The sequence below is a fragment of the Nostoc sp. CHAB 5836 genome, assembly GCF_020829445.1.
Lineage (GTDB): Bacteria > Cyanobacteriota > Cyanobacteriia > Cyanobacteriales > Nostocaceae > Nostoc.
Genome location: NZ_JAIVFV010000107.1, coordinates 1 through 23133, shown reverse-complemented (window position 1 = coordinate 23133; position 23133 = coordinate 1). Strand labels below are relative to the sequence as shown.

Below are 23133 nucleotides of genomic sequence, written 5' to 3'. Positions count from 1 at the left end.
AAAGCTAGATGGCTAGTAGAGGCGACTGCGGTTGAGACGGGAAACCCAAAAGACGAATAAAACCGTCGTTGTTGTAGTTGAAATTGGAAGCCCCTTTTTCAGCGAAGCAAAAAGGGGTACTTCACTCTGCACCTTCAATTGGTGCAAAACCTTGGCGCTGAATATTTTCTGTAACCGCGCGTGGTTCTAAGAATTGCAGTAGGTAATCAGGGCCGCCGGCTTTAGAACCGACTCCAGAAAGTTTGAATCCACCAAAGGGTTGCCGTCCAACGATCGCTCCGGTAATATTACGGTTAATGTACAAATTCCCGACTTCAAATTCTGTTTGCGCCTGTTGAATGTGCGAAGGTGTTCGAGAATAAAGCCCTCCAGTTAAGGCGTAGTTTGTCCCGTTGGCGACTGCTAACGCTTCCTGGAAATCTTTCACCCGAATTACCGCCAGCACAGGGCCAAAAATTTCTTGTTGGGAAATTACCGCATTTGGCGATACTTCACTAAAAATCACAGGGCCGATAAAATATCCTTGTTCGGGTGCTGGTAGTTCTAATGCTAATTGCGCTTCTGCCTTTCCCTTCTCAATATACTCGCGGATGCGATCGCGGGCATTAGCATCAATTACCGGCCCAACTTGTGTACTCGGTAACTCTGCTTCCCCAATATTTAACGATTTTGTCGCTTCTACCAATCGTTGCACAAAGATATCATAAATCGGTTGCAGCACAATCACCCTGGAGGCGGCAGAACATTTTTGTCCACTGTAACCAAAAGCCGACTGGACTACGCCCACAACAGCTTGGTCTAAATCAGCACTTTCATCGACGATGATGGCATTTTTGCCACCCATTTCAGCAATCACCCGCTTCATGTGCTTTTGTCCAGGTTTTAAGATGGCCGCTTCTGCGTAAATTTTACAACCTACTTCCTGGGAACCTGTAAAAGCTATTACATGAGTATCTGGATGATTTACCAAATAAGCGCCGACTTGCGAACCCTTGCCAGGTACATATTGAAATACACCTTTGGGAAAACCAGCTTCGATCAAGATTTCTGTGAGTTTTGCCGTAATTACAGAAGATGTTTCCGCAGGTTTGAGGAGAGTGCAATTCCCTGAAACCAAAGCTGCAACAGTCATTCCGCAAGCGATCGCTAGCGGGAAATTCCAGGGAGAAATTACCACAACAATACCCCGTGGCTGGTAAATATAACGATTAGTTTCGCCTGGAATGTCGTAATTAAAACCTTTGTCTAACCGTTCGATCTCATCAGCGTAGTATCGACAAAAGTCTATCGCTTCCGAAACCTCTCCATCAGCTTCCTTAACTGGTTTCCCAACTTCCAAAACTATCCAAACTGAAAGTTCAGCGCGGCGTTCTTCCATCAAATCACCCGCTTTCCGCAAAATATCAGCGCGTTGTTTCGCTGGTGTTTTCCTCCATCCAGGAAACGCCACCTTAGCAGCTTCCATCGCCTGTTCTGCTTGTTCAACGCTAATCAACCCAACTTTACCAACTACCTCACTGAAATTAGAAGGATTTTGAGAATCAACAAATTCCGGCGTATTAACATATTCGCCATTAATCAGTGGTAAATAAGTTTTACCCAACTGTTGGCGAACGCTTTGGAAAGCTTGCGCCGCCTTGGTTCTCATCTCTTCCTCAGCATAATCGGTATCAGCCGCACTGAGGAAATGAGAGTTAGGAGTTAGGAGTGGGGAGTTAGGAGTTAGGAGTGGGGAGTTAGGAGTTAGGAGTGGAGAATTGGGAGTTGGGAGTTGGGAGTTGGGAGTTAAAGAGTTGTTTTCATCTTTGACAATTGGCGGCGCTAATAATTCTTCAATGGGTCGATTTTCGAGATTTTGCCGTAAAAAAGAACTATTAGCTGTATTTTCCAATAATCGCCGAATTAAATACGCCATCCCCGGTAATAATTCACCATAGGGACAGTAAACTCTCACCCGATAACCCCTGTCAACTAATGCTTTTGCAACTTTATCACCCATCCCATAGAGGACTTGCAATTCAAAGCGACGGCGAGGGACATTTAAACTTTCAGCTATAGCAATGGCGCGAGAGTGCGATCGCACATTATGGCTACCAATGGCAGAATACACATATTGATGATTTTCTAGCAATAACTGAGTGATGGTTTCAAAGTTAGCATCAGTTGCAGCTTTGTCGTTGTAAACTGGCTGTGGCCAATGCTTTTGGGCTGCTTTGATCGTTTCCTGATCCCAATATGCGCCTTTCACCAAGCGGACTGTCAGAGGATAACCGCGCTGTTTTAACCACGAAATCAGGTCTTTGGTATCTTGCTCACTGTCACGCAGATATGCTTGAATTGTCATCCCAATATCTGTGCGTTGCCGAAATTCTTCTTCTAGTAACAGTTTTTTCAGAATGCTGAGAGTTATATCTTTATAGGCATACTGTTCCATATCAAAATGGACAGCTGCGCCTAACTCTTTAGCACGACGCAAGAGAATCCGAATGCGATCGCTAACTCGCTCTTCACTACCTTTAGCATCTAATGGGTCAAATTGAGAATAAAACGCTGTTAACTTCACAGAAACCTGAACTTTTGGAATCCTTTCGCCATCAGCCTCATCAATAGCCCCAATCGCTGACCAATTCTTCGATGCTTCTACCAATTGTTGCATTAATTCTAGATAGCGTTCTAGATAAGACTGCGCTTCGGCTTCAGTAATTACCGCCTCACCAAGTAAGTCGATAGTGAAAGCCATTTTTTCTTTTCGCAGTCGTTCGACTGTTTTGATGACTTGTTTAATATTTTCCCCAGAAATATATTTATGAGCAAGAGTTTCAACGGCTGTACCAACAGTTGTCGCAGCAACTTGTCCTGGCATAGAGTCAGGGTTAGCAAAGTTGAGTATTCCCTTCAAAGCTGCCGGTAATTCTACAGATTCATCTCCTAAATATTCTTGTAAATGTGAGGCAATTTCTGATTTACTGTGCAAAGCAGGTAGGGTATCTATAAAGCGAAATAGTTGCACCCGCAATCCAGGATTACTCATCGCCCAAGCTAGTAATTTATCATCCCAGCGCATTTGATCCCGCAGGGAAGAAAAAAACGAACGATTTTCCTGCGTTGCTGCTAGAAGTTGTTTAGCAATTTCTTGGGTTTTAGCTTCGTAGGTGCTTGTTTGTACTTGTAATACCACTGATAGTAAACTCCTTAATTAAGGCAAGGCTTTTTGTCCAAAGCCTGTGTCTTCTATTCTGACGCTTTCATTTAGCTGTCACCACATCTAGAACAATACACTTGGGTTAAGCATTTCCTCCTTCTCCTTCTCTCCGTGTTCTCTGCGCCTCTGTGGTTCGTAAAAATCTCCGGAAATTAGGTTTTCACCTAGACAGAGTAAGCGTTTGAGATTCTTTTTCGGAGATGTCTAATGATCATCTTCGCTCCAAAATTGAATAATTTAATTCCTGGAAGTCCCTAAATTAAAAATTAAACTGCTATCTCAGATGGTTTGCTGCAAGCTCCTTTTTAACAGTAAACAGTAAACAGTGATCTCTATTTATCCCGCAAGTTTTTGCCTACGCCGTACAGGTGTCAGGCGTTGGTGGCACTTCTTTATCCCCCACTATACGCCCTTGCTGACTGATAACTGATAACTGATAACTGATAACTGTTTTAAGAGGATGTACCTGTTTTTTGCAATATGAAGAATGGGTATACTGCCTCTATACCTACAAAAAACTTTATGGATATTTTATTTTATAACTGGCAACACACACTCAAACCCTTTGGTGTTGACCAGGTAACTGGTGAGAAAGCCTTTAATTGCTTGGTTGCAGCTTACTCTACCCCTGGTCGGTACTACCATACACTAAAACATATCGATCGCGTCTTCAGCACAATTCAGATTTTGCAAGGCTACACCAACAACCTAGCTGCTGTTCAACTAGCTTCCTGGTTTCACGATGTAGTGTATGACACTGAAGCTCAAAATAATGAAGAACGAAGTGCAGACTATGCTTTTGAATTGCTGAGTAATTTGGATATTCCAGAAAGTACCATAACTACTGTCACCCATCTTATTCTGAACACTAAAGATCACAAAGCTGCGGTGAATGACTATGATAGCCAAGTTCTACTTGATGCAGATTTAGCGATTTTCGCTAGTAACCCAGTGCAGTATGAAGAATACGCCCATGCTATTCGCCAGGAATATGGCTGGGTGGCAGAAGCAGATTATATCACAAGTCGTCGGCAGGTTTTAGAAGGATTTTTACAGCGATCGCGTATTTACTTTACGCCTTTAATGTTAGAGTTCGCCGAACCATCTGCCCGTGGCAATATTCAGGGAGAAATTCAATCCTTGGGTTAAGGCTAAAATTCAATATCTACGTAGGTTAGGTTTCCTTGCTCAACCCAACCCAATACGGTTCGGTTAGTATGTTTGGCTCTCGGAGATCCCCCCAACCCTCCTTAAAAAGGGGGGCTTTTCCTTCTATTTACCCCCTTTTTAAGTAGGGTGGTTTCATACAAGCAGAGAATGACAAATGACAAATGACCAATGACAAATGACAGCCTTAGCCAGTTAACTTTAATTGCGCCGATCTACTTATTACGAATTACGTTAGCGTCATTACAACTTTACCGAAGTGAGCTGCACTTTTGAGGTAATGATAAGCTTCCCGTGCTTCAGTAAATGGGAAAACTCGATCAATAACTGGTTTGATTTGATGCTGTTGCATCGCCTGATTCATCGCCTCAAACATTTCCCGACTACCAACATAAATTCCCTGAACTGTTAAACTCTTAAAAAGTATTGGCATGGGGTCAATCTCATTTCCTCTGCCTGATAATACGCCAATCAAGCTAATACGTCCCCCAATGCGGACAGCTTGTAGTGATTTTGGCAGAGTACCTGCACCGCCTACCTCAACTACATGATCTACACCCGTGCGATTAGTCAATTGGTAAACTTGCTTTTCCCAATCTGGTGTTGTTTTGTAGTTGATTGTCTCATCAGCACCAAGCTGTTTCGCTCGCGCCAACTTCTGATCACTGCTGGAAGCAATAATCGCTTTAGCACCATGTATCTTGGCAAACTGGAGAGCAAAAATTGAAACTCCTCCAGTACCGAGTAATAAAACACTATCACCTGCACCAATATTGCCTTTTGTTACCAGTCCGTGCCAAGCTGTGACTGCTGCACAGGGCAAAGTTGCACCTTCAATATAGGATAAGTATTCAGGTAATATCACTAAACCATCTTGGTGTAATACGACATACTCAGCTAGCATTCCATCGATACCGCCTCCGAGATCGGATTTCATTTTCTCTTTGGTTAAAGAGCCATAAATCCAGTCTTGGAAGAAAATACCAGCCACGCGATCGCCTATTTTCACCCGTGTCACACCTTCCCCCACCGCTACAACTTCCCCTGCACCGTCAGACAGGGGAATTAACGGATATTTCTGTCCAGCACCGTAAGCTCCCTCGGCGACAAGTAGATCACGGTAATTTAGGGATGTTGCTTTAACTTGAATCAGAACTTGTCCAGCTGCGGCTTTTGGTTCAGGGCGATCGACTAATGCCAAGGCATCAATTCCGGCGTTGCTTTGAATTTCGTAAGCTTTCATCGAATTCCTTTTTGTCAATAGCTCAAAAGTTACGTCTCAGGACAAATGACAAAGGACAAATGACAACCTTAGCCAGTTATCTTTAATTACGCCGACCTACTTACTAAGCTCTATCCTATTACTTAGAGTTACCTACAGAGAATCTATGAATTGCTGTACTTTTTCCAGAAGTAGCTGATGTTCGATTTGCTCTGCTAACTCTTGGGCATTTTGGTAGCACGATCGCGCCAATTTTTTGCGTTTTGTGGCGGCGTAAAGGTTTCCCATATTCAGCAAAGTAGAAATTTCTCCGAGTCCATCGCCCAGTTGTTGATAAATCTCAATGGCTTGCTTATAGAACTTCATTGCTTGCCGATGCTCTGCCAGGGTGCGATAGGTAAAACCAATGTTATGAAGGGTTGTGGCCTCACCAGAGCGATCGCTGATTGCTCGACGTGTCAAAAGAACTTGATAGTAGAGCAACAGCGCTTGTTTTGGCTGTCCTAAATCATGATAGACAGAAGCAATATTGTTCAAAGTGGTTGCTTCACCAATTATATTTTTGACAGCTCGTTGAATTGGGAGTGCCGCTTGAAAAAATTCTAAAGCTTGCTCAAACTTGCCTAAGACATTGTAGGCGAACCCAATGCCATTTAGCGTTGTTGCTTCACCAGAAAAGTCACCTAACAATCGCCGCATCCTCAAAATTTGGTGTTGTAGCAACAGTGCCCGTTTCGGTTCTCCTAAGCGGGTATAAATTAGGGCTACATCATTAAGAGTAGAAACTTCACTTTGAGTATCTTGCGATCGCCTAAATATTGGCAGTGCTTTGTCAAAATATTCCAACGCTTGCGAAAAGCGTCCAAGACGGCTGTAGGTAGAACCCAGATTGCTAAGTGCAGTTGCTTCTACTGGCGCGTTGCCAATTTCAACAGCAACCGAAAGCGCCTGATGAAAGCGCTCTAATGCTCTTTGAAGTTGCCAGCAGCTGAGGTGAGCTAAACCGAGGTCGTTTAATGTATAACCTTCTCTGGCTCGATCTGGAATTGCTCTAACCAAGTCTAAATTTTTGGTTGCAAGATCCAGAGATTCTTGAAATTTCCCCCTTTGGTAGTAGCGGTTTGCTTCATCACGACGTTGTTCCCACTCTTTGACTTGATTTAAAGGTTCCGTCATCTGACCTCAGTTGCATTCTGCAATAAATATGGCAGGACATCTATTAGACATCTGGCAGAAATTAGGTCTTCACCTAGACAGGATAAGGGTTTGAGATTCGTTTTCACTCCTATGTCTATTGGGAATCGACCCTTCTTAGGTTAGGTTTACCAAATTTCAACCTTAATTTTATATCTAAAGATATAAGACGTAAAGATAAAAGTATAGTAATGTTTCATACCCAGAAGGTAGAGGGCAGTTTTTGCTGGAGGAAAAGTGGCGATCGCATTTATATTTTCCTCAAAACAAATATTCCGTAAATTTACGTATGCCGATTCAAGTCTTCTCAATGAATAGTAGAATTAGCTCATAGAGGAGAAGACTGTGACACTCTTAAATCAAGCTCAAGTAGAGCAGCTAAAAGAAATAACCACACACTTACGACAAGTAAGACAAGAAAAATCTATCCCCATAGAAAAAATAGCTGCTCAAACACTGATTCGAGCAGGTGTTTTGCAAGCTTTAGAAGAAGAACGATTTGAAGAATTGCCTGAGCCTATTTTTCTTCAAGGATTCATCCGTCGCTATGGAGATGCATTAGGGTTGGATGGAAATGCTTTATCATACAGCCTTATAACTAATGTTGTCCGCCAAGACTTCAATAATGCTCCGAAGAATTCAGACAACAAACAAAATAGATATATACCTCTTGTTCTGACCTATATTTTATTATTAGTCGGTGCATCTGCTGGTCTTCTTTATACACTTAATCCACGACTTACAATTCAATCCCTGACACCAGAAGAAAATAATCAACAGTCAATAGTCAGTAATCAGACTAAGAGCCTATTTATAAAGTAAATATTAAGTAGGGTGTGTTACGGCTGTGTAGGAATTTGAGGGTTTGAGAAAGTCTAATTTAGCCGCAGGGCATTATATCTCCAGGTGCCGTACACGAGAGCGATAACGCACCCGACAATTTAAGGTTTACTTTATAAATGCTCTCTAACAAGTAAACTAAAAAGTAGAAGGAGTGGCGAGTGGCGAGGAAGAATTAATAACCAATGACAAATGACCAATTACAAATGACAATTTTCAAGATATTTGCGGTTTACGCAGATGCCAAGTAGTGGATTGCTCATAGGCATAAGCTACCTGAAATAGTTGGTCTTCTCGCAGCACATTGCCAATCATCTGTAATCCTATGGGTAGCCCTTGATCATCAAAACCACACGGCAAACTTAAACTAGGTAAACCAGCAAGATTCACAGGAATAGTCATCAAGTCAGTTAAATACATACTCAAGGGGTCAGTAGTTTTTTCCCCTGCTTTGAATGCTGTAGTAGGAGATGTGGGACAAACCAACACATCAACTAATTGAAAAGCTTTTTGAAAGTCTTCCTTAATCAAGGTGCGGACTTTTTGCGCTTTTAGGTAGTAGGCGTCATAATAGCCAGCCGAGAGGGCATAAGTGCCAATCATAATTCGGCGTTTGACTTCTCTACCAAAACCAGCGGCACGGGTACGAGTGTACATCGATAGCAGATTATCTGCATCAGGAGCGCGATACCCATATTTAACGCCATCGTAACGAGCCAGGTTTGCTGATGCCTCTGATGGAGCGATGATGTAGTAGGTGGGTAAGCCGTACCGAAAGCGGGGACAGGAGATTATTTGAATTTCCGCTCCCAAACTTTGTAGTTGATCTACTGCTTTGGTAACAGCTTCTTCCACAACAGAATCTAAACCTTCACCAAAAGTTTCTTTAATGATACCAATTCTTAGCTGACGTCTAGGTTTGAAGTTTGGTTTTAAGCTAGCAGCGTAGTTGGGAATGGCAACTTTCAGGCTGGTGGAGTCTTTGGGATCGTAACCTGCGATCGCACTTAATAATATTGCGGCATCTTCCACTGTATTCGCCAATGGCCCAATTTGATCCAAAGACGAAGCATAAGCCACCAAACCATAACGGGAAACCAAACCATAAGTCGGTTTCATCCCCACCACACCGCAGAAAGATGCAGGTTGGCGAATCGAACCCCCAGTATCAGAACCGAGAGCAACTACACATTCTTGGGACGACACCGCCGCCGCAGACCCCCCTGAAGAACCACCTGGAACTCGTGACAAATCCCAAGGATTAGCCGTAACTTGGTAAGCAGAGTTTTCTGTAGAACTACCCATTGCAAACTCATCCAAGTTGGTTTTGCCTACCATTACCGCCCCAGCATCTGCCAGTTTTTGCGTCGCCGTTGATTCATAAGGTGGCACGAAATTTGACAAAATCCGGGAGGCGCAGGTGGTAGTAACTCCCTTGGTACACAAATTGTCCTTGATACCCACAGGAATCCCTGCTAGCAGCCCAATTTCTTCTCCCGCAGCAATTTTGGCATCCACAGCACCTGCCTGCTCTAATGCCCGTTCTGCGGTGACACATAAAAAGCTGTGCAATTTCGGTTCTAATGCTTGAATGCGCTCTAAAGCTTCTTGGGTAATTTCGACGGCAGAACGTTCTTTCTTAACCAGCTGTTGGTGCAACTCGCGGATGGATGCCATGATTGCTCTCTTTGTGACTCAAGTCATTGATTTTAGTACATATTGGTCAAGATTGGGTATTGGGCATGGGGAAGAGACAAAGGAGAGATTTATTCAATAATTGCTCCTTGCCGTCCCCCCATGTTTCACTCCCTAGATATTTGACAAGGGGATTAATATTTATTGAAATGTGTTTAATTAAGTTTTTAAAACAGCAAATATATAGCTATCAACTGTGTAGTGAATACTTTACTAAAGTTTTGATATATCTTGGCTAGTTTTGTGTAAAAGTATAGCAGTGTTTTCTAGTGTTATAATTTTATATTAAAGGTAATAACAAGACTACAAAATTACAAATTTTTATCAATTAATTAATTCCGCAAAAACTTTTTGGGGGTAGGATATGATGATCAAAATAGCCACACGCAAATATTTAGGCAAACAAAATGTCTATGACATTGGGGTTGAAGATTACCATAATTTTGCGATAAAAAACGGCTTAATAGCTTCCAATTGTTTCAATAAATCCCATTCGACTGCCTATGGTTATGTAACTTATCAAACAGCTTATTTAAAAGCTAATTACCCATTGGAATATATGGCGGCACTGTTAACGGCTAACAGTGGTGATACGGATAAGGTACAGAGATATATTACTAACTGTACAAATATGGGTATTTCCATAGATCCGCCAGATATTAATCGTTCAGGTGTTGATTTTACCCCAACGGCAGGAAAGATTTTGTTTGGATTTTCGGCGGTGCGTAACGTAGGACAAAATGCGATCGCTTGTATTTTGGAGGCGAGAAATGAGACAGGAGAGTTTAAATCCCTGGCTGATTTTTGCGATCGCGTGGATTTACGTGCTGTTAACCGCCGCACTCTGGAGTCGCTGATTTACTGCGGAGCCTTTGACAAACTTGAACCCAACCGCCAACAGTTAATTAACGACTTAGAATTAGTGTACGATTGGGCACAATCTCGCGCTAAAGACAGAGCTAGTGGTCAAGGGAATCTTTTGGATTTATTAGGCGACGCATTTTCTCCTACTCAGAATAAAAAAGCAAATAATGGCTTTGAAATTGCTCCCAAATCTAAACCTGTGATGGATTTACCCCCACAGAAAAAGTTGCAGATGGAGAAAGAATTATTAGGCTTTTATGTGTCAGATCATCCACTGAAATCCTTGCGGCAAATAGCACCACTTTTGACTCCAATTAACCTTTCCCAACTGGGAGAACAAAGGGAAGAAACAAGACTTTGTGCAGTTGTGATGTTGAATAACGTCAAAAAAGTGGTTACTAAAAAAGGCGTTCAGATGGCAATCTTACAAGTAGAAGACCTCACAACACAATCAGAAGCTGTAGTTTTTCCTAAAACCTATGAACGCATTAGTTCCCTACTCCAAGTTGATACTAGATTGATTATTTGGGGAAAAGTAGATCGACGCGACGAGCAAACTCAGTTTATTCTTGAAGATGTAGAACCAGTGGAAACAGTACAAATGGTGATGGTGGAATTAAATCCGCAGCAAGCAGGTAATATCGATTACCTACATCACTTGAAAACAATTTTGCAAGAACAGTCAGTAGATAAAGAAAAGGCAAAAATGCCAGTAATTGGAATTATTCAAACTGAAAATTCTCGGAAACTTGTACGCCTGGGTTGGCAATTTTGCGTACAGGATTCTAGAATCACTGTTCAAGCTTTGCAAAACGCCAGTTTTCATGCTCATATAAAATCGCTGACTGGTAGCTGAGGCCAAGAGTGAAAAGTACCTTAGAAATGGTTTTACTGAACTGTCAACAGTAAATTTTCTTAAGTGTTAAGGATTCAAATCGGTTTTTTAGTTACTAACGCGGATGATATTTTCCTTGAGTAAATGGTATCTTTTTATGCCAAGGCCCTTGAGGATGCGAACGGGGGAAGGAGTTAAAACTTGATGATCGTAAACGAGCTACATAAATTTGTTTCATACTGTAAAAAAATTCAACCCCAAACTCAGGAGGACATTCAAAAGTTTTTTGAAGGAGTTATCTTGTTTCCCTATGATAAGGAACTTCTATTACAAGCTTATTTATTTCTGAATATTAAAGAGTTGTTTCCCTCATGCGCTGAATTGCTGTTATTTGAAAAATCTCCAATTTCAGATTATACAGATTTAGGGAAATGTGATTTTGTCTTCCTAACCTTTAAAGGTAGTCTCTTTTTAATTGAAACTAAGTTTATTGATACAGAAGCAACTGGAGCAACAGAACGAAAAAGAAGAAATAAACATAGAAACAAGGTATTTGAGCAAGTTATTACTTTAAAAGGTCGATTTAGCGAATATTGGAATATGAGGCTAGATCAATTAGAATGCGGGGTTTTCACAACAGATCCAGAAGTTGCTTGGCGAGGAAATGGTGTGAATGTCACATCTAAATCAATATCTATAGATAAGCTCGAACAATGGCGAAGAAATTATCACACTAGTGATCAATTTTTATCTCATCAAGAGGTGTCAAAGTTTGAAGGTAAGGTTAATTTGAAAGGTTGAGCCTTGACCCAAGTATAGTTCTTACAGTGATTTGCCCTCTGTATTCTTGCACAATTTTTTGAGCGATTCCTGAGTTGGACTACCCTTACGCAAGTTTGAGTTTAAAGCTGCCTGTTTGGTTAACAACAGATGAAATAGCAATCACTCGCATCAACCAGAATAACAAAGTAAATGGTGTATGGGGCATAGAAGTAATTAACAATACCCCATACACCAACCCAGATAAATTATCTGGGTTTTTATCCCAATACAGTTGGGTTAAGCATTTCCTCCTTCTCTCTGTGTTCTCTGCGCCTCTGTGGTTCGTAAAAAAAGAGTTTCAGCCCTTTTGTGAACCGTATTGGTTTTTATCCGATCAATCTCTACTGCCAAATATAGATAAGGATAAACAAAATAATCCAGATAACATCGACGAAGTGCCAGAACAATGAAGTTGCATTGACACCAAAGTGACCTGTATCGTAGTTGCCAGGTAAGAACGAACGTACCAAAATTATCAACTGTAACAGAATACCGGTGAAGACGTGCAAACCGTGAAAGCCTGTAAGCAAATAGAACGTTCCACCAAATACCCCGGAAGTGAAACCAAAGGCGAGGCCGTTCCATTCAATCGCCTGTCCAACTAAAAAGTAAGTTCCCATCGCCATTGTTGCCAAGAGAAATAGGCGAAATTTCACTAAATTGTGGCGTTGAAGGGCGCGTTCTGCTAAGTAAATTACAAAGCTACTAGCAACAAGAATTACTGTGTTGATTGCCGGTTCTTTTATTTCTAGTCCAGAAACACCGGCTGGTAGCCAGTTAGGGGTTGTTGTTTTGTAGATGGCATATCCGGCGAAAAAACTTAAGAAGATGACGCTTTCTGAGAGGAGGAAGACGATGAAGCCAAACATTTTGTTGCCTTCTTCGTTGTGGGTGTGTTCTGCGGCTGTGTGGGGTAATTGGTGGGAATTGATGTAGGTGTCCATGTTGGTTTTTGAGGGGGAGTTTGAAACGCAAAGGTACGCAAAGGGAAGCGCGGAGGTACGCGGAGGGTTTTTGCGTCTTCCCGATATTTGGCTTTATTCTGGGAGGTTGGCTGTTAAGGGTTCTGATTTGCCATAGCCGTAGGGTTCGGAGATGATGATGGGAGTTTCTTCAAAGTTTTCTACTGGGGGGGGTGAAGAAATTAACCATTCTAGTCCGATCGCCCGCCAAGGGTTATTGGGTGCTTTGTCGCCTTGCATCCAAGAAATCACCATGTTGAATATGAAGGGTAGGGTGGACATTCCTAAGAGGAATCCACCGAGGCTGGCGATGATATTCCAGAATTGATACTCTGGGGCGTAGGAAGCGACTCGGCGTAACATCCCTTGCAATCCTAAGGGATGCATGGGCAAAAAGTTGAGGTTGGTGCCGATGAAGGCTAACCAGAAGTGGATTTTACCCCAGCTTTCGGAGTACATCCGCCCGGTCATTTTGGGGAACCAGTGATAGATGGCGGCAAATAAGCCCATTGTCACGGTGCCGTAAAGGACGTAGTGGAAGTGTCCGACTACAAAGTAGGTATTGTTAACGTGGACATCAACTGGCACGGAGGAAAGCATGATGCCTGTGATACCCGCGAAGACAAACATGACTAATCCGCCCAAGGCAAACAGCATGGGGGTATTCAGCCGCAGTTTACCGCCCCAAATTGTTGCTACCCAAGCAAATACTTTAATTCCTGTGGGGACAGATACAAACATCGTCGTCAGCATGAAAATCAACCGCATCCAGCCCGGAGTACCACTGACGTACATATGGTGTACCCAAACGATACCGCTAACTACGGCAATCAAAATGGATGAAATGGCAACTACTTTGTAACCAAATAGGGGTTTACGTGAATAAACTGGGAAGATTTCTGAGAAAATGCCAAAGATGGGCAAAATAATCACGTAAACGGCGGGGTGGGAGTAGAACCAGAAGTAATGCTGGAACATAACTGGGTTCCCACCCCTAGCAGGGTCGAAAAAGGCAGTACCAGCTGTGAGGTCGAGTAGCAGCATCACCGCACCAGCTGTCAGTGCAGGTAGTCCAAATAGTTGGATAATCTGGGCGCTAAATACTGCCCAAACAAATAGGGGCATCCGAAAGAAGCCCATTCCTGGGGCCCGCATCTTGACGATTGTGGTGACAAAGTTCACTGCCCCCATAATTGAAGATACGCCGGATATTGCCACCGCTAACAGCCAGAGAACTTGACCATTAATTAAGTTACCTGTGGGATTCTGAAGACTGACTGGTGGGTAAGACCACCAACCGGCTTGGGCTGGGCCACCAGGAATAAAGAAGCTGCCCATCATGATAATTCCGACTACTGGCACCATCCAAAAGGCGACGGCGTTGAGGCGAGGAAATGCCATATCTCGCGCCCCAATCATCAGGGGCACTAGATAATTAGCAAAACCAACTAGTGAAGGAAATGTCCACAAAAACAGCATCACAGTGCCGTGCATGGTGAACATACCGTTGTAGACGGTGCGATCGACTAAATCTGATTCGGGTGTCATCAGTTCTCCCCGCATCACCATCGCAAAGATACCGCCGACGAGAAAGAAGAAAAATGAGGTAACGAGATACTGGATACCAATTACCTTGTGGTCAGTACTAAAGCTGAAGTATTCTTTCCAATTACTTGGAGATTCGTGGTTAAGCTTCTCATTCGGGAGAAGGATGCCTTCAATAGGAACATTAGTCATGGTTAGTTTCCTTTCAACCAGGTGAATTGACTAGAAAAGGTGCAGCAGGTGGAACTGTAACCCAACCAGTTTGGACTGATTGATTGGACGTTTGGGCATACTCAGAAGCTGCCTGATTATTTGCTAGGGATGGCTTTTGGGTTGCAGCTTGGGCTAGCCATTGCTGATAATCTTCAGGAGATTCGACAACCACATTGGCTTGCATGGTGGCAAAGTATGTACCGCTATATTGGGAATCGGTCAATCGGTATTTGCCGGGGCGAATGGGAGTAAATTCAAAGTCCATCGCATGGTTGGGAATAATGTCCTGCTTGAGGCGGAATGCAGGTATATAGAAGCCGTGGAGTACGTCTTGCGATCGCAGCGCTAAACGTATCCGGCGATCGCTCGGTAAATGCAATTCTGTACTGGTAATATCTCTTTCGGGGTAATGAAAAACCCACGCCCACTGTTTAGCTAATACGTCGATTTTCTCAACGGGTTCTGCTAAGGCGTTAGCTGGTGCATAAGCTGATTCCATTACCATCGGATTATGCAGGTGAACTACTTCGGATGGGCCTTGAATTCCCATTTGTTCGTAAACTTGGTAGCTGTAGCCAGCAATCCACAAAACTAACATAATTGGAATTGCTGTCCAGACAACTTCTAGGGTGATATTACCTTCAATTGGAGGGCCGTCAGTGAAGTCATCTTTGACTGCCCGATGGAAGATTACAGAATACATCAGAGTACTTGTGACTCCCAAGAAGATGAAGGCACCGAGGGTTACTAAGAAGCTAATCAAATCATCAATTAGTAGGGATTCGGCTGCTGCTTGCGGCGGAAGCCAAGAGTAAGCCTGCTTCCCGATCCAGAGACTGGTAATAGTCACTGCGATCGCGCCTGTAAGCAGCGTCAAAATATTTAAAATCTTCTGGATTTTCATGGTCATTGGTCATTGGTCATTGGTCATTGGTCATTGGTCATTGGTCATTGGTCATTGGTCATTGGTCATTGGTCATTGGTCATTGGTCATTGGTCATTGGTCATTGGTCATTGGTCATTGGTCGGTGGTTAGTAACTTTAAACAAATGACAAAGGACAATTGACAAATGACAAATGACAATTGACTTATTTGAGTGTTGTGTTTAGGTCTTGGTGCGATCGCAACAAATTATCTGCTGTATTGTGTACGCCAAACTCGGTAGCCATTTGCGCCCCTAGTGTCCCGTGGACGTACATAATCAACATGATTGCTATGCCTGCTAACAGATAGATCCATTGCACTTCTCTATCTGTCTGTTTATATTCTTGTTTGGCCCAAACGAAGCGCTGCCATCCTCTCCAGATGGTCATGCCAACAATCAGCGCTAATAAGAACACACCACCCACACCATGCCAAAGCATAGTTTCCATTGCCTGCAATCCCCAGGCACTCTTCATATCAGCTGGTGGTGTGGCCAACAGCATTTCGTAAAAGCCTGCTGCCACCGTGAAAAATGTAATGATGCTGGCAGCTAGTATGTTGTACCAGCCAACATCAAATAATTTGTCACGTTCCACAGTAATTGCTAAAAATTTGAAGACCCATTTTTCAAAGGGAAACAAAACACCAACGATATCAAAGGTGATTCCAATGATGAACAAACCTATTGTCAGATGAACTAAGTTGGGATGAATAGGAATCGTGTAAGGTAATCCGTTTGCCCCTAGAGAGGCGCTCAATTGGTCAATTAATTCTGAGTTCATCGCAACAGACCATCCTTTACAGCTTCCACTACTGGTACAGTATGCAATCCATACACCCAAACAAGTTCATCTCCGAGATATACCTGCAAGCCAACTATTAGGGTCAAAACTAGTCCAGCTCCCAAATAATAAATCGGTACTTTTTGCGGGTTGCGGGCACGAATTACATAGCGCCAAGCTGTAATCGCCGTAATGATTCCCGAAAGCGACCAACCAATCAGCGTATGCAAATTCAGCACCGATTTAGCTAGGCTGTAAGGTTGTGCTAAACCCGCTTCAAATTGACCAAAAATGATCGCAACGAAGATAGCGATGGTGGCAACCAACATATTCCACCAACTCACTTCAAAAAGACTGGATTTACCAGTAAAATAGCCAATTATATCACAGGAAAAGGAAAACAATACCATCGCAATTACGAAGTGGACAACGATGGGATGAATCGTATCTGGATAGGGTAAATTGTGGTCGTTCAAAGATGTAAAATACTCAAGCATCGTCTTCTCCTGGACATATCTACCGCACTTTGGTCAATCAATCTTGAACTGCCAATTTTGGATTTTAGATTTATTCCGTCCCTGACGAGATATAAATCAATACAGTTGGGTTAAGCATTTCTTTCTTCTCTCTGTTCTCTTTCTTTGCGTCCTTCTCTGACGAGACGCTGCGCGAAGGCGTCCTTCTCCCAGGGGGAGGCGCTACGCGATGGCGGTAGCCTGCGGCAAGCCGAAGCGTCTACGTTAAAAAAATGACTTTGGCAAAGAGTTTTAGCCTTAACTGAACTGTATTGAGATATAAACCAAAAGACCTTAATCCAAAATCGCTAGTCAAACTTCAATAATTGATGGATATTCACTAACATCACTACAAGTATCCATTCATAATTGACCGGAATCTGTTCAATATGTGCGCGGTGCAATACGCTTAATCATGTCTTAGCTTTTTGTAGACAAATTTAGTAAACTTGCCTTTAGCGAACGACTTTTGTTGCGATTATTTTCCTCATGCCAATAATGTGCAACAGCAATTTATGATGTAGCTAAACCAAATCGCTGTCGTTTGTTGATTTGCTTAACCTATCTCTTAGCTTAAGTAAATTTTTATGAATTGTCAAAGCAATACTAATTAAAGTTTTAAAAGTTAGTTTTTTAGCAAAAAAATATTTTCATAATGTATCGCTTCTGGCATTAATGAATAATTTCAAAACCCTAAACCTAGTATTTGTCTGTCAAGTTTTTCACAATGATCAAATTGTTAATTGTAATGTAACTGACAAAATTATATAATCAGGACTTACGCAAAATCATGAAAAAACGAACTGCAAACGCGAGTGCGTCTCGTAAGAGTTGGACAAAAAGGAACAAGGTTTTAGAGAGTTATTGCGTAAGTCCTAATAATATTCAGCAGTTGGTATAGAAGCGAATCAAGGTAAGCCGGGATTTCTCACAAGCCATAAAAAATCAATTTATATGACCGGATCTAAGACTTTTTTTGATACATCAATAACTAAAATGTGGGCAGAAAAATAAATTTTGTATAAATTCAGCGAAGTCGAAATATAGCCCCAACACAAAACTTGCTTTTTTTATTTATCCGGGGGACTTAAACCCACGGAACTTGTTAAAGGTGCTAACGGTAATTATCAAATTGCATTTGATATAATCAATACAGAACTTTACTTTCCGATTATTCGTTAAACCTGATAAACTGAGGAAAAGCTTATGCGAACAGTACCAATACAATTACCAGAAACAGTGTTTTCAGCACTCCGCAAAAATCCTGAAGAATTCATCCAAGAAATGCGAATTGCAGCAGCAGCTAAATGGTATGAATTAGGTGAAATATCACAAGCTAAAGCAGCAGAAATAGCTGGGCTATCTCGGGCTGAATTTATTAATGTATTATCACGCTACCAAGTAGATTTTATGCAATATACTGCCCAAGAGTTAGCTGAGGAATTGGCAAATGTCGATTAATCGTGCAATTATTAACTCTTCACCTTTGATTGTGCTTTTGAAAAGTCAACAAGCGCAATTAATTCCACAATTATTCACAGAAATTTTAGTTCCATTAGGTGTTTTTGAAGAAGTCACAACAAAAGATGATGTTGCAACAACACAATTACGCAGTATCTCTTGGATACAAACAGTAGAAGTTAATACTATTGCTCCTGTTGTAGCAGCTTGGGATTTGGGAAAGGGAGAATCACAGGTATTAAGTTTGGCACTAAAAAATTCAGACTATGCGGCCATTGTTGATGATAGGGCAGCACGACGCTGTGGACAAGCTTTAGGTGTTACGACTATTGGGACAGGAGGTTTGCTGATATTAGCAAAAAGACGTGGATTGATCCCCAGCATATCTCCTGGTATTCAAGCTTTGCGTGACGCTGGTTTGTGGTTATCTGATAGTTTAGTAAATTTGCTGAAACAACAAGCAGGGGAATAGGGGATTGGGAGTTTTTACTGATTTTTAGACAGAAAGAAAGCTAGTTAATATACATAAAACCACTAAAATAACTTAAATATGAAGATGTACAAGCATAATTTAAAACTACAGTAGTTACAAAAACTTAGTAGTTACACTATGTGACACCCCAGGGTGCGGAACGTGGGTTAAAACACAATACACTTGGGTTAAGCATTTCCTCCTTCTCTCTTCTCTCTGTGTTCTCTGTGCCTCTGTGGTTCGTAAAAAAGAGTTTCAGCCCTTTTGTGAACCGTATTGGGTTAAAACATCCTCTAAGATTGAAACCCACATTATACAGATGTGAGGATTAAACAAATGGCATTTAAAATTGTGGTAATTGGTACTTCTTTGGGCGGATTGTCAGCATTAAAAATTATCCTGGGGAAGTTACCAGCAGAGTTCGTAGTGCCGATCGCGATCGTGCAACACCGTCACAAGGAATCTAACGACACACTCCAGAAGTTATTACAAAAATCCACTTTGTTGCCGATTCGAGAAGTGGAAGACAAAGACGAAATACTACCAGGACACATCTACTTAGCTCCAGCAGATTATCACTTGCTGGTTGAACTTGGTCACTTTGCTCTTTCGACTGATGAGCCTGTTTCCTACGCCAGACCATCTATCGATGTGTTGTTTGAGTCGGCAGCCGATATCTATACTGAGCAAGTGATTGGTGTAATATTAACAGGAGCAAACCAAGATGGTATGCAAGGTCTTAAGAAAATAAAAGCGCGGGGAGGAACTACTATTGTACAAGAACCTGCCACAGCAAAGAGCAATATTATGCCACAGGCAGCAATTTCTGCTGTTACAGTAGACTGGATTTTGACACTCTCAGACATTGCTTCCGAGATGGTCAAGCTTTGTCACTCATCACGGAAATAAATCGATGCAGATGGAACCCAAAGTAAACATCCTCCTAGTAGATGATAAAGTAGAAAATTTGCTGGCACTAGAAGCAATCCTAGAAAAACTGGGGGAGAATCTCGTGAGAGCCACTTCTGGGGAAGAAGCTTTGAGGTGTCTGCTGCATCAAGACTTTGCGGTGATTTTGCTAGATGTGCAAATGCCAGGGATGGATGGCTTTGAAACCGCTACCTTGATTCGCAATCGGGGGCGATCGCGTCACACTCCAATTATCTTTCTCACCGCCTTTAGCAGCAGCGACCAAATGCTGTTTAAAGGCTATGCCTTGGGTGCAGTTGATTATTTGCTCAAACCATTAGACCCCAATATCTTGACTTCTAAAGTCACAGTATTCGTAGAACTATTTAAGAAAACAGAAGCCGTCAAGGAACAAGCAGCGCAGTTGGTAGCAGTGAATGCAGAACTCAAGCAAAGTGAAGAACGATTGCGATCGCTAAGTACCTGTTCACCCGTTGGCATTTTTGAAATTGATACTGAAGGCGGCTGTAGGTATACTAATCCCCGTTATCAAATAATTTGTGGCTTGAAAGCGGCAGAGAGTTTAGAAAAAAGATGGCTAGAATCTGTTCATCCAGAAGATAGAGAACGAGCAGTTGCTACTTGGTCTAATTATATTCGTGAAGGTCGCGACTACTCTGAAGAGTTTCGCTTTCAAACTGCTTATGGCATCGTCCGTTGGGTTCAGGTTCGCTCATCACCGATGCTTTCCGGTCAAGGAGAATTGCTGGGATATGTCGGCACTCTCGAAGATATTACTGAACGCAAACAAGCAGAAGAAGTCCGCGCTCAAGTAATTCGAGAACAGACAGCAAGGGTCGAAGCAGAAGCAGCAAATCGGATGAAAGATGAATTTCTCGCCGTTCTCTCCCACGAACTCCGCACACCCCTAACCTCAATGCTGGGCTGGTCAAAAATCCTCCGCTCTAAGAAACTTGACGAAAAAGCCACTCATCGGGCCCTAGAAGCGATTGAACGGAACGCTACATCTCAGATGCAACTAATTGAGGATATCTTAGATGTATCCCGGATTATCCGTGGTCAGTTGCGGTTAAATGTATCTGCGGTGAATCTGATCTCCGTGATGGAGTCCGCCTTAGAGGCAGTGCGTCCCCTAGCAGAACCAAAAGATATTAAGTTAAATACTGTTTTGGATGCTTCGGTCGGGTCAGTTTATGGCGATCCAGCCAGGTTACAGCAAGTTGTTTGGAATCTACTAACCAATGCCATTAAGTTTACCCCCAAGGGTGGCAGGGTAGAAGTGAATCTGTCGGTAGTCTGTGATGAAGAACAACAAACAACTCCCAAATACGCCCAAATTGAAGTTATCGATACAGGCATTGGCATCAGTTCCGAGTTTTTGCCCAAAGTATTTGAGCGTTTCCGGCAAGCAGACAGCACCACAACGCGATCGCACAATGGATTAGGGCTAGGACTAGCGATCGTCCGTCATTTAGTAGAACTGCACAAGGGTACAATCTTTGCCCAAAGTTTAGGCACTGGAGAAGGAGCAACCTTTACTGTCAGACTACCACTGCTACAAGATAATAGGGGAAATAGAGAAGGAGCAACAGAAGAAATTTCATCTCCCGTGCCATCGACACCGCTTGCTGGATTAAGGGTTTTAGTTGTAGATGATGAGGCAGACACCCGTAACTTTCTTAGTTTCATGTTTGAGGAGTATGGAGCGATCGCCACTGCGGTAGCATCAGTTGATGAAGCCCTAGCAGTACTTGAACAAGCAAAAGCAGATATCTTGATTAGCGACATCGGTATGTCGGAGCAAGATGGTTATACGCTGATTCGCAAACTGCGCTCTTTAGAACCAGAAAAAGGTGGATCTATCCCAGCGATCGCTTTAACAGCTTACACGCGAGAGGAAGACCGCTTAGAAGCACTTTCAGCAGGATTTCAGCAGCATTTATCTAAGCCAATAGACCCCGCTAAATTGATTGCTATGGTTGCCAATGTATTAAAACTACCTGCCGAAGTTGCAGTGAGTTGATTTTGAATTGAGGAGTTGGGAGTTGGGAGTTGGGAGTTGGGAGTTGGGAGTTGGGAGTTGGGAGTTGGGAAGAATTCAGTCCCCAATGCCCAATCAAGAAGAAGTTAGGGGATGTTTTTTCAATTCGTCTAGGGAAACCACTTCCAAAGCTCTAGCATGGGTTGCAGAGAGGATGACAGGTGGAGCAACGCCAGCATCGAGAGCTTCTTCCCAGCGAGAAGCGCACAAACACCAGCGATCGCCAGGCTTCAGTCCAGGAAAATTAAAATCAGGAACAGGTGTGCTTAGGTCGTTCCCCCGCGATTTGGTGAACTCTAAGAATTCTAAGGTCATTTCCGCACATACGACATGCGACCCGAAATCCTGACCACCTGTGCGACAAAAACCGTCGCGGTAAAATCCAGTCACGGGAGAAGTGCAGCAGACCTCTAGGTTTCCACCAACTACGTTTTTAGCTTCTGTCATCGTTAATTCGTTGCACTTGATTTTTTCACTTCCATATAAGCCTATATTGACACTTCTCTAGTCGAATAAAAATCGCCATCGCTTATTAATTCGCTAGTCTTGTCTTATTGAGAATGGTGCAATATTTCAGTAAAAGTTCCAATAAAAACCCCTGGCAAACTACCAGGGGTAATGCAAGTCAGTACTTTTTCGCATGGAATGTATCCTACTCAAATACCGTAGCAACCGTTCACTTGAGAGATATGCCATTTTGCCAAACAAAAAAAGCCCTCAGTGGTTAGCTGAGGGTTAATTTTCTTTGGAATAGCGGTAATCTACAAAGCTATTATTCCCAGATCAGTAGGCAATATACTGTTATACAAAACAGAGCCTCGGTCTATCCTGACCTTCTTGCTTACTTTTAAATAAGAAAAACTGATATTTTAGATCAGCTTTACTGAAGTAATAAAAGTTGATTAAAAATTGTAAAGCAGTGTAAAGTAGTTTTACAGGCAAAGACAAAAGAGCCTGATTCATCTCCAAATAACCGCATTTATAAAACAATGACAACAACCTTACAACAGCGCTCAAGCGCCAACGTATGGGATCGATTCTGCGAATGGATCACCAGTACCAACAACCGGATTTACATCGGTTGGTTCGGGGTAGTGATGATCCCCACCTTGCTAGCGGCCACCGCTTGCTTCGTAATCGCCTTCATCGCTGCACCTCCAGTAGACATCGATGGCATCCGTGAACCAGTTGCAGGTTCCTTGATTTACGGAAACAACATCATCTCCGGTGCAGTAGTACCTTCCTCCAACGCCATCGGCTTGCACTTCTACCCAATTTGGGAAGCAGCATCTCTAGATGAGTGGTTGTACAACGGGGGTCCTTACCAATTGGTAATCTTCCACTTCCTGATTGGCGTATTCTGCTACTTAGGTCGGGAATGGGAACTATCCTACCGCTTAGGTATGCGCCCCTGGATTGCGATCGCCTATTCAGCGCCGGTTGCAG

The 23133-nt window shown here is 42.6% G+C and carries 19 protein-coding genes and 1 pseudogene; 10 read left to right on the top strand and 10 right to left on the bottom strand.

Features of this window, described 5'->3' with window-relative positions; translation table 11 throughout:
• Positions 1 to 121: 121 nt before the first annotated feature.
• On the bottom strand, positions 122 to 3178 hold the full coding sequence (pruA, locus tag LC605_RS20395; RefSeq protein ID WP_229549335.1) for an L-glutamate gamma-semialdehyde dehydrogenase: 3057 nt from the start codon (positions 3176 to 3178) through the stop codon (positions 122 to 124).
• 546 nt (positions 3179 to 3724) lie between these two features.
• On the opposite strand from pruA, the gene LC605_RS20390 reads away from it, so the two are divergent.
• On the top strand, positions 3725 to 4351 hold the full coding sequence (locus tag LC605_RS20390) for a hypothetical protein (RefSeq protein WP_229549334.1): 627 nt from the start codon (positions 3725 to 3727) through the stop codon (positions 4349 to 4351).
• 247 nt (positions 4352 to 4598) lie between these two features.
• Here the strand turns inward: LC605_RS20390 and LC605_RS20385 are convergent, their stop codons facing one another.
• Both LC605_RS20385 and LC605_RS20380 read right to left on the bottom strand, forming a co-directional pair.
• A complete protein-coding gene (locus LC605_RS20385) occupies positions 4599 to 5612 on the bottom strand; it encodes an NAD(P)-dependent alcohol dehydrogenase (RefSeq protein ID WP_229549333.1) in 1014 nt (337 codons plus the stop codon).
• A 132-nt stretch (positions 5613 to 5744) separates the two neighbouring features.
• Complete coding sequence (locus LC605_RS20380; protein WP_229549332.1) at positions 5745 to 6767, bottom strand: tetratricopeptide repeat protein; 1023 nt, start codon at positions 6765 to 6767, stop codon at positions 5745 to 5747.
• A 363-nt stretch (positions 6768 to 7130) separates the two neighbouring features.
• Between LC605_RS20380 and LC605_RS20375 the strand changes: the two genes are divergently transcribed.
• On the top strand, positions 7131 to 7607 hold the full coding sequence (locus tag LC605_RS20375) for a helix-turn-helix transcriptional regulator (RefSeq protein ID WP_229549331.1): 477 nt from the start codon (positions 7131 to 7133) through the stop codon (positions 7605 to 7607).
• Positions 7608 to 7841: 234 nt separating this feature from the next.
• On the opposite strand, the gene gatA is transcribed toward LC605_RS20375, so the two are convergent.
• Positions 7842 to 9302: an Asp-tRNA(Asn)/Glu-tRNA(Gln) amidotransferase subunit GatA gene (gene gatA, locus LC605_RS20370; protein ID WP_229549330.1), complete on the bottom strand. Its 1461-nt coding sequence runs from the start codon at positions 9300 to 9302 to the stop codon at positions 7842 to 7844.
• A gap of 385 nt (positions 9303 to 9687) precedes the next feature.
• Between gatA and LC605_RS20365 the strand changes: the two genes are divergently transcribed.
• Positions 9688 to 11040: an OB-fold nucleic acid binding domain-containing protein gene (locus tag LC605_RS20365; RefSeq protein WP_229549337.1), complete on the top strand. Its 1353-nt coding sequence runs from the start codon at positions 9688 to 9690 to the stop codon at positions 11038 to 11040.
• A 183-nt stretch (positions 11041 to 11223) separates the two neighbouring features.
• Positions 11224 to 11820, top strand: a complete 597-nt coding sequence (locus LC605_RS20360) for a hypothetical protein (RefSeq protein ID WP_229549329.1) — start codon at positions 11224 to 11226, stop codon at positions 11818 to 11820.
• A 362-nt stretch (positions 11821 to 12182) separates the two neighbouring features.
• Here LC605_RS20360 and LC605_RS20355 read toward each other — a convergent pair whose 3' ends face one another.
• The 3 genes from LC605_RS20355 to LC605_RS20345 form a co-directional block, all read right to left on the bottom strand.
• Complete coding sequence (locus tag LC605_RS20355; protein ID WP_229549328.1) at positions 12183 to 12785, bottom strand: heme-copper oxidase subunit III; 603 nt, start codon at positions 12783 to 12785, stop codon at positions 12183 to 12185.
• A gap of 93 nt (positions 12786 to 12878) precedes the next feature.
• A complete protein-coding gene (gene ctaD, locus LC605_RS20350; RefSeq protein ID WP_229549327.1) occupies positions 12879 to 14540 on the bottom strand; it encodes a cytochrome c oxidase subunit I in 1662 nt (553 codons plus the stop codon).
• 13 nt (positions 14541 to 14553) lie between these two features.
• Entirely contained in the window at positions 14554 to 15465 is a 912-nt protein-coding gene (locus LC605_RS20345) for a cytochrome c oxidase subunit II (RefSeq protein WP_229549336.1), read from the bottom strand.
• On the opposite strand from LC605_RS20345, the gene LC605_RS20340 reads away from it, so the two are divergent.
• Complete coding sequence (locus LC605_RS20340) at positions 15464 to 15628, top strand: hypothetical protein (RefSeq protein ID WP_229549326.1); 165 nt, start codon at positions 15464 to 15466, stop codon at positions 15626 to 15628. The two genes, LC605_RS20345 and LC605_RS20340, sit on opposite strands and share 2 nt — an antisense overlap.
• Before the next feature lie 22 nt (positions 15629 to 15650).
• On the opposite strand, the gene LC605_RS20335 is transcribed toward LC605_RS20340, so the two are convergent.
• Positions 15651 to 16268 carry a DUF2231 domain-containing protein gene (locus LC605_RS20335; RefSeq protein ID WP_229549325.1) on the bottom strand — a complete coding sequence of 206 codons (618 nt, stop codon included), beginning with the start codon at positions 16266 to 16268 and terminating at the stop codon, positions 15651 to 15653.
• Complete coding sequence (locus tag LC605_RS20330) at positions 16265 to 16765, bottom strand: DUF2231 domain-containing protein (RefSeq protein ID WP_229549324.1); 501 nt, start codon at positions 16763 to 16765, stop codon at positions 16265 to 16267. Before LC605_RS20330 ends, LC605_RS20335 begins: the two co-directional genes overlap by 4 nt.
• Positions 16766 to 17989: 1224 nt before the next feature.
• On the opposite strand from LC605_RS20330, the gene LC605_RS20325 reads away from it, so the two are divergent.
• The 4 genes from LC605_RS20325 (at position 17990) to LC605_RS20310 (ending at position 21669) form a co-directional block, all read left to right on the top strand.
• On the top strand, positions 17990 to 18244 hold the full coding sequence (locus LC605_RS20325) for a UPF0175 family protein (RefSeq protein WP_229549323.1): 255 nt from the start codon (positions 17990 to 17992) through the stop codon (positions 18242 to 18244).
• Complete coding sequence (locus tag LC605_RS20320; RefSeq protein ID WP_229549322.1) at positions 18234 to 18716, top strand: DUF3368 domain-containing protein; 483 nt, start codon at positions 18234 to 18236, stop codon at positions 18714 to 18716. The genes LC605_RS20325 and LC605_RS20320 overlap by 11 nt, the downstream gene beginning before the upstream one ends.
• Positions 18717 to 19052: 336 nt before the next feature.
• Positions 19053 to 19625 (top strand): chemotaxis protein CheB, encoded by a 573-nt coding sequence (locus LC605_RS20315; RefSeq protein WP_229549321.1) that lies wholly within the window; start codon positions 19053 to 19055, stop codon positions 19623 to 19625.
• A 4-nt stretch (positions 19626 to 19629) separates the two neighbouring features.
• Positions 19630 to 21669, top strand: coding sequence for a response regulator (locus tag LC605_RS20310; protein ID WP_229549320.1), 2040 nt, complete (start codon positions 19630 to 19632; stop codon positions 21667 to 21669).
• Positions 21670 to 21762: 93 nt separating this feature from the next.
• Here LC605_RS20310 and LC605_RS20305 read toward each other — a convergent pair whose 3' ends face one another.
• The gene (locus tag LC605_RS20305; protein ID WP_229549319.1) at positions 21763 to 22134 is read right to left on the bottom strand and encodes a DUF2237 family protein; all 372 of its coding nucleotides are present in this window, start codon (positions 22132 to 22134) and stop codon (positions 21763 to 21765) included.
• Positions 22135 to 22676: 542 nt separating this feature from the next.
• Between LC605_RS20305 and LC605_RS20300 the strand changes: the two are divergent.
• Positions 22677 to 23133 (top strand): annotated as a pseudogene (locus tag LC605_RS20300) (photosystem II q(b) protein); the annotation flags it as partial.

Bases quoted from the DNA above. Each gene is read 5' to 3' on its own strand.
- LC605_RS20390 (WP_229549334.1), top strand. From the start codon at position 3,725: ATGGATATTTTATTTTATAACTGGCAACACACACTCAAACCCTTTGGT.
- LC605_RS20385 (WP_229549333.1), bottom strand. From the start codon at position 5,612: ATGAAAGCTTACGAAATTCAAAGCAACGCCGGAATTGATGCCTTGGCA.
- LC605_RS20380 (WP_229549332.1), bottom strand. From the start codon at position 6,767: ATGACGGAACCTTTAAATCAAGTCAAAGAGTGGGAACAACGTCGTGAT.
- gatA (WP_229549330.1), bottom strand. From the start codon at position 9,302: ATGGCATCCATCCGCGAGTTGCACCAACAGCTGGTTAAGAAAGAACGT.
- LC605_RS20365 (WP_229549337.1), top strand. From the start codon at position 9,688: ATGATCAAAATAGCCACACGCAAATATTTAGGCAAACAAAATGTCTAT.
- LC605_RS20360 (WP_229549329.1), top strand. From the start codon at position 11,224: ATGATCGTAAACGAGCTACATAAATTTGTTTCATACTGTAAAAAAATT.
- LC605_RS20355 (WP_229549328.1), bottom strand. From the start codon at position 12,785: ATGGACACCTACATCAATTCCCACCAATTACCCCACACAGCCGCAGAA.
- ctaD (WP_229549327.1), bottom strand. From the start codon at position 14,540: ATGACTAATGTTCCTATTGAAGGCATCCTTCTCCCGAATGAGAAGCTT.
- LC605_RS20340 (WP_229549326.1), top strand. From the start codon at position 15,464: ATGGTCATTGGTCATTGGTCATTGGTCATTGGTCATTGGTCATTGGTC.
- LC605_RS20345 (WP_229549336.1), bottom strand. From the start codon at position 15,465: ATGAAAATCCAGAAGATTTTAAATATTTTGACGCTGCTTACAGGCGCG.
- LC605_RS20335 (WP_229549325.1), bottom strand. From the start codon at position 16,268: ATGAACTCAGAATTAATTGACCAATTGAGCGCCTCTCTAGGGGCAAAC.
- LC605_RS20330 (WP_229549324.1), bottom strand. From the start codon at position 16,765: ATGCTTGAGTATTTTACATCTTTGAACGACCACAATTTACCCTATCCA.
- LC605_RS20325 (WP_229549323.1), top strand. From the start codon at position 17,990: ATGCGAACAGTACCAATACAATTACCAGAAACAGTGTTTTCAGCACTC.
- LC605_RS20320 (WP_229549322.1), top strand. From the start codon at position 18,234: ATGTCGATTAATCGTGCAATTATTAACTCTTCACCTTTGATTGTGCTT.
- LC605_RS20315 (WP_229549321.1), top strand. From the start codon at position 19,053: ATGGCATTTAAAATTGTGGTAATTGGTACTTCTTTGGGCGGATTGTCA.
- LC605_RS20310 (WP_229549320.1), top strand. From the start codon at position 19,630: ATGCAGATGGAACCCAAAGTAAACATCCTCCTAGTAGATGATAAAGTA.
- LC605_RS20305 (WP_229549319.1), bottom strand. From the start codon at position 22,134: ATGACAGAAGCTAAAAACGTAGTTGGTGGAAACCTAGAGGTCTGCTGC.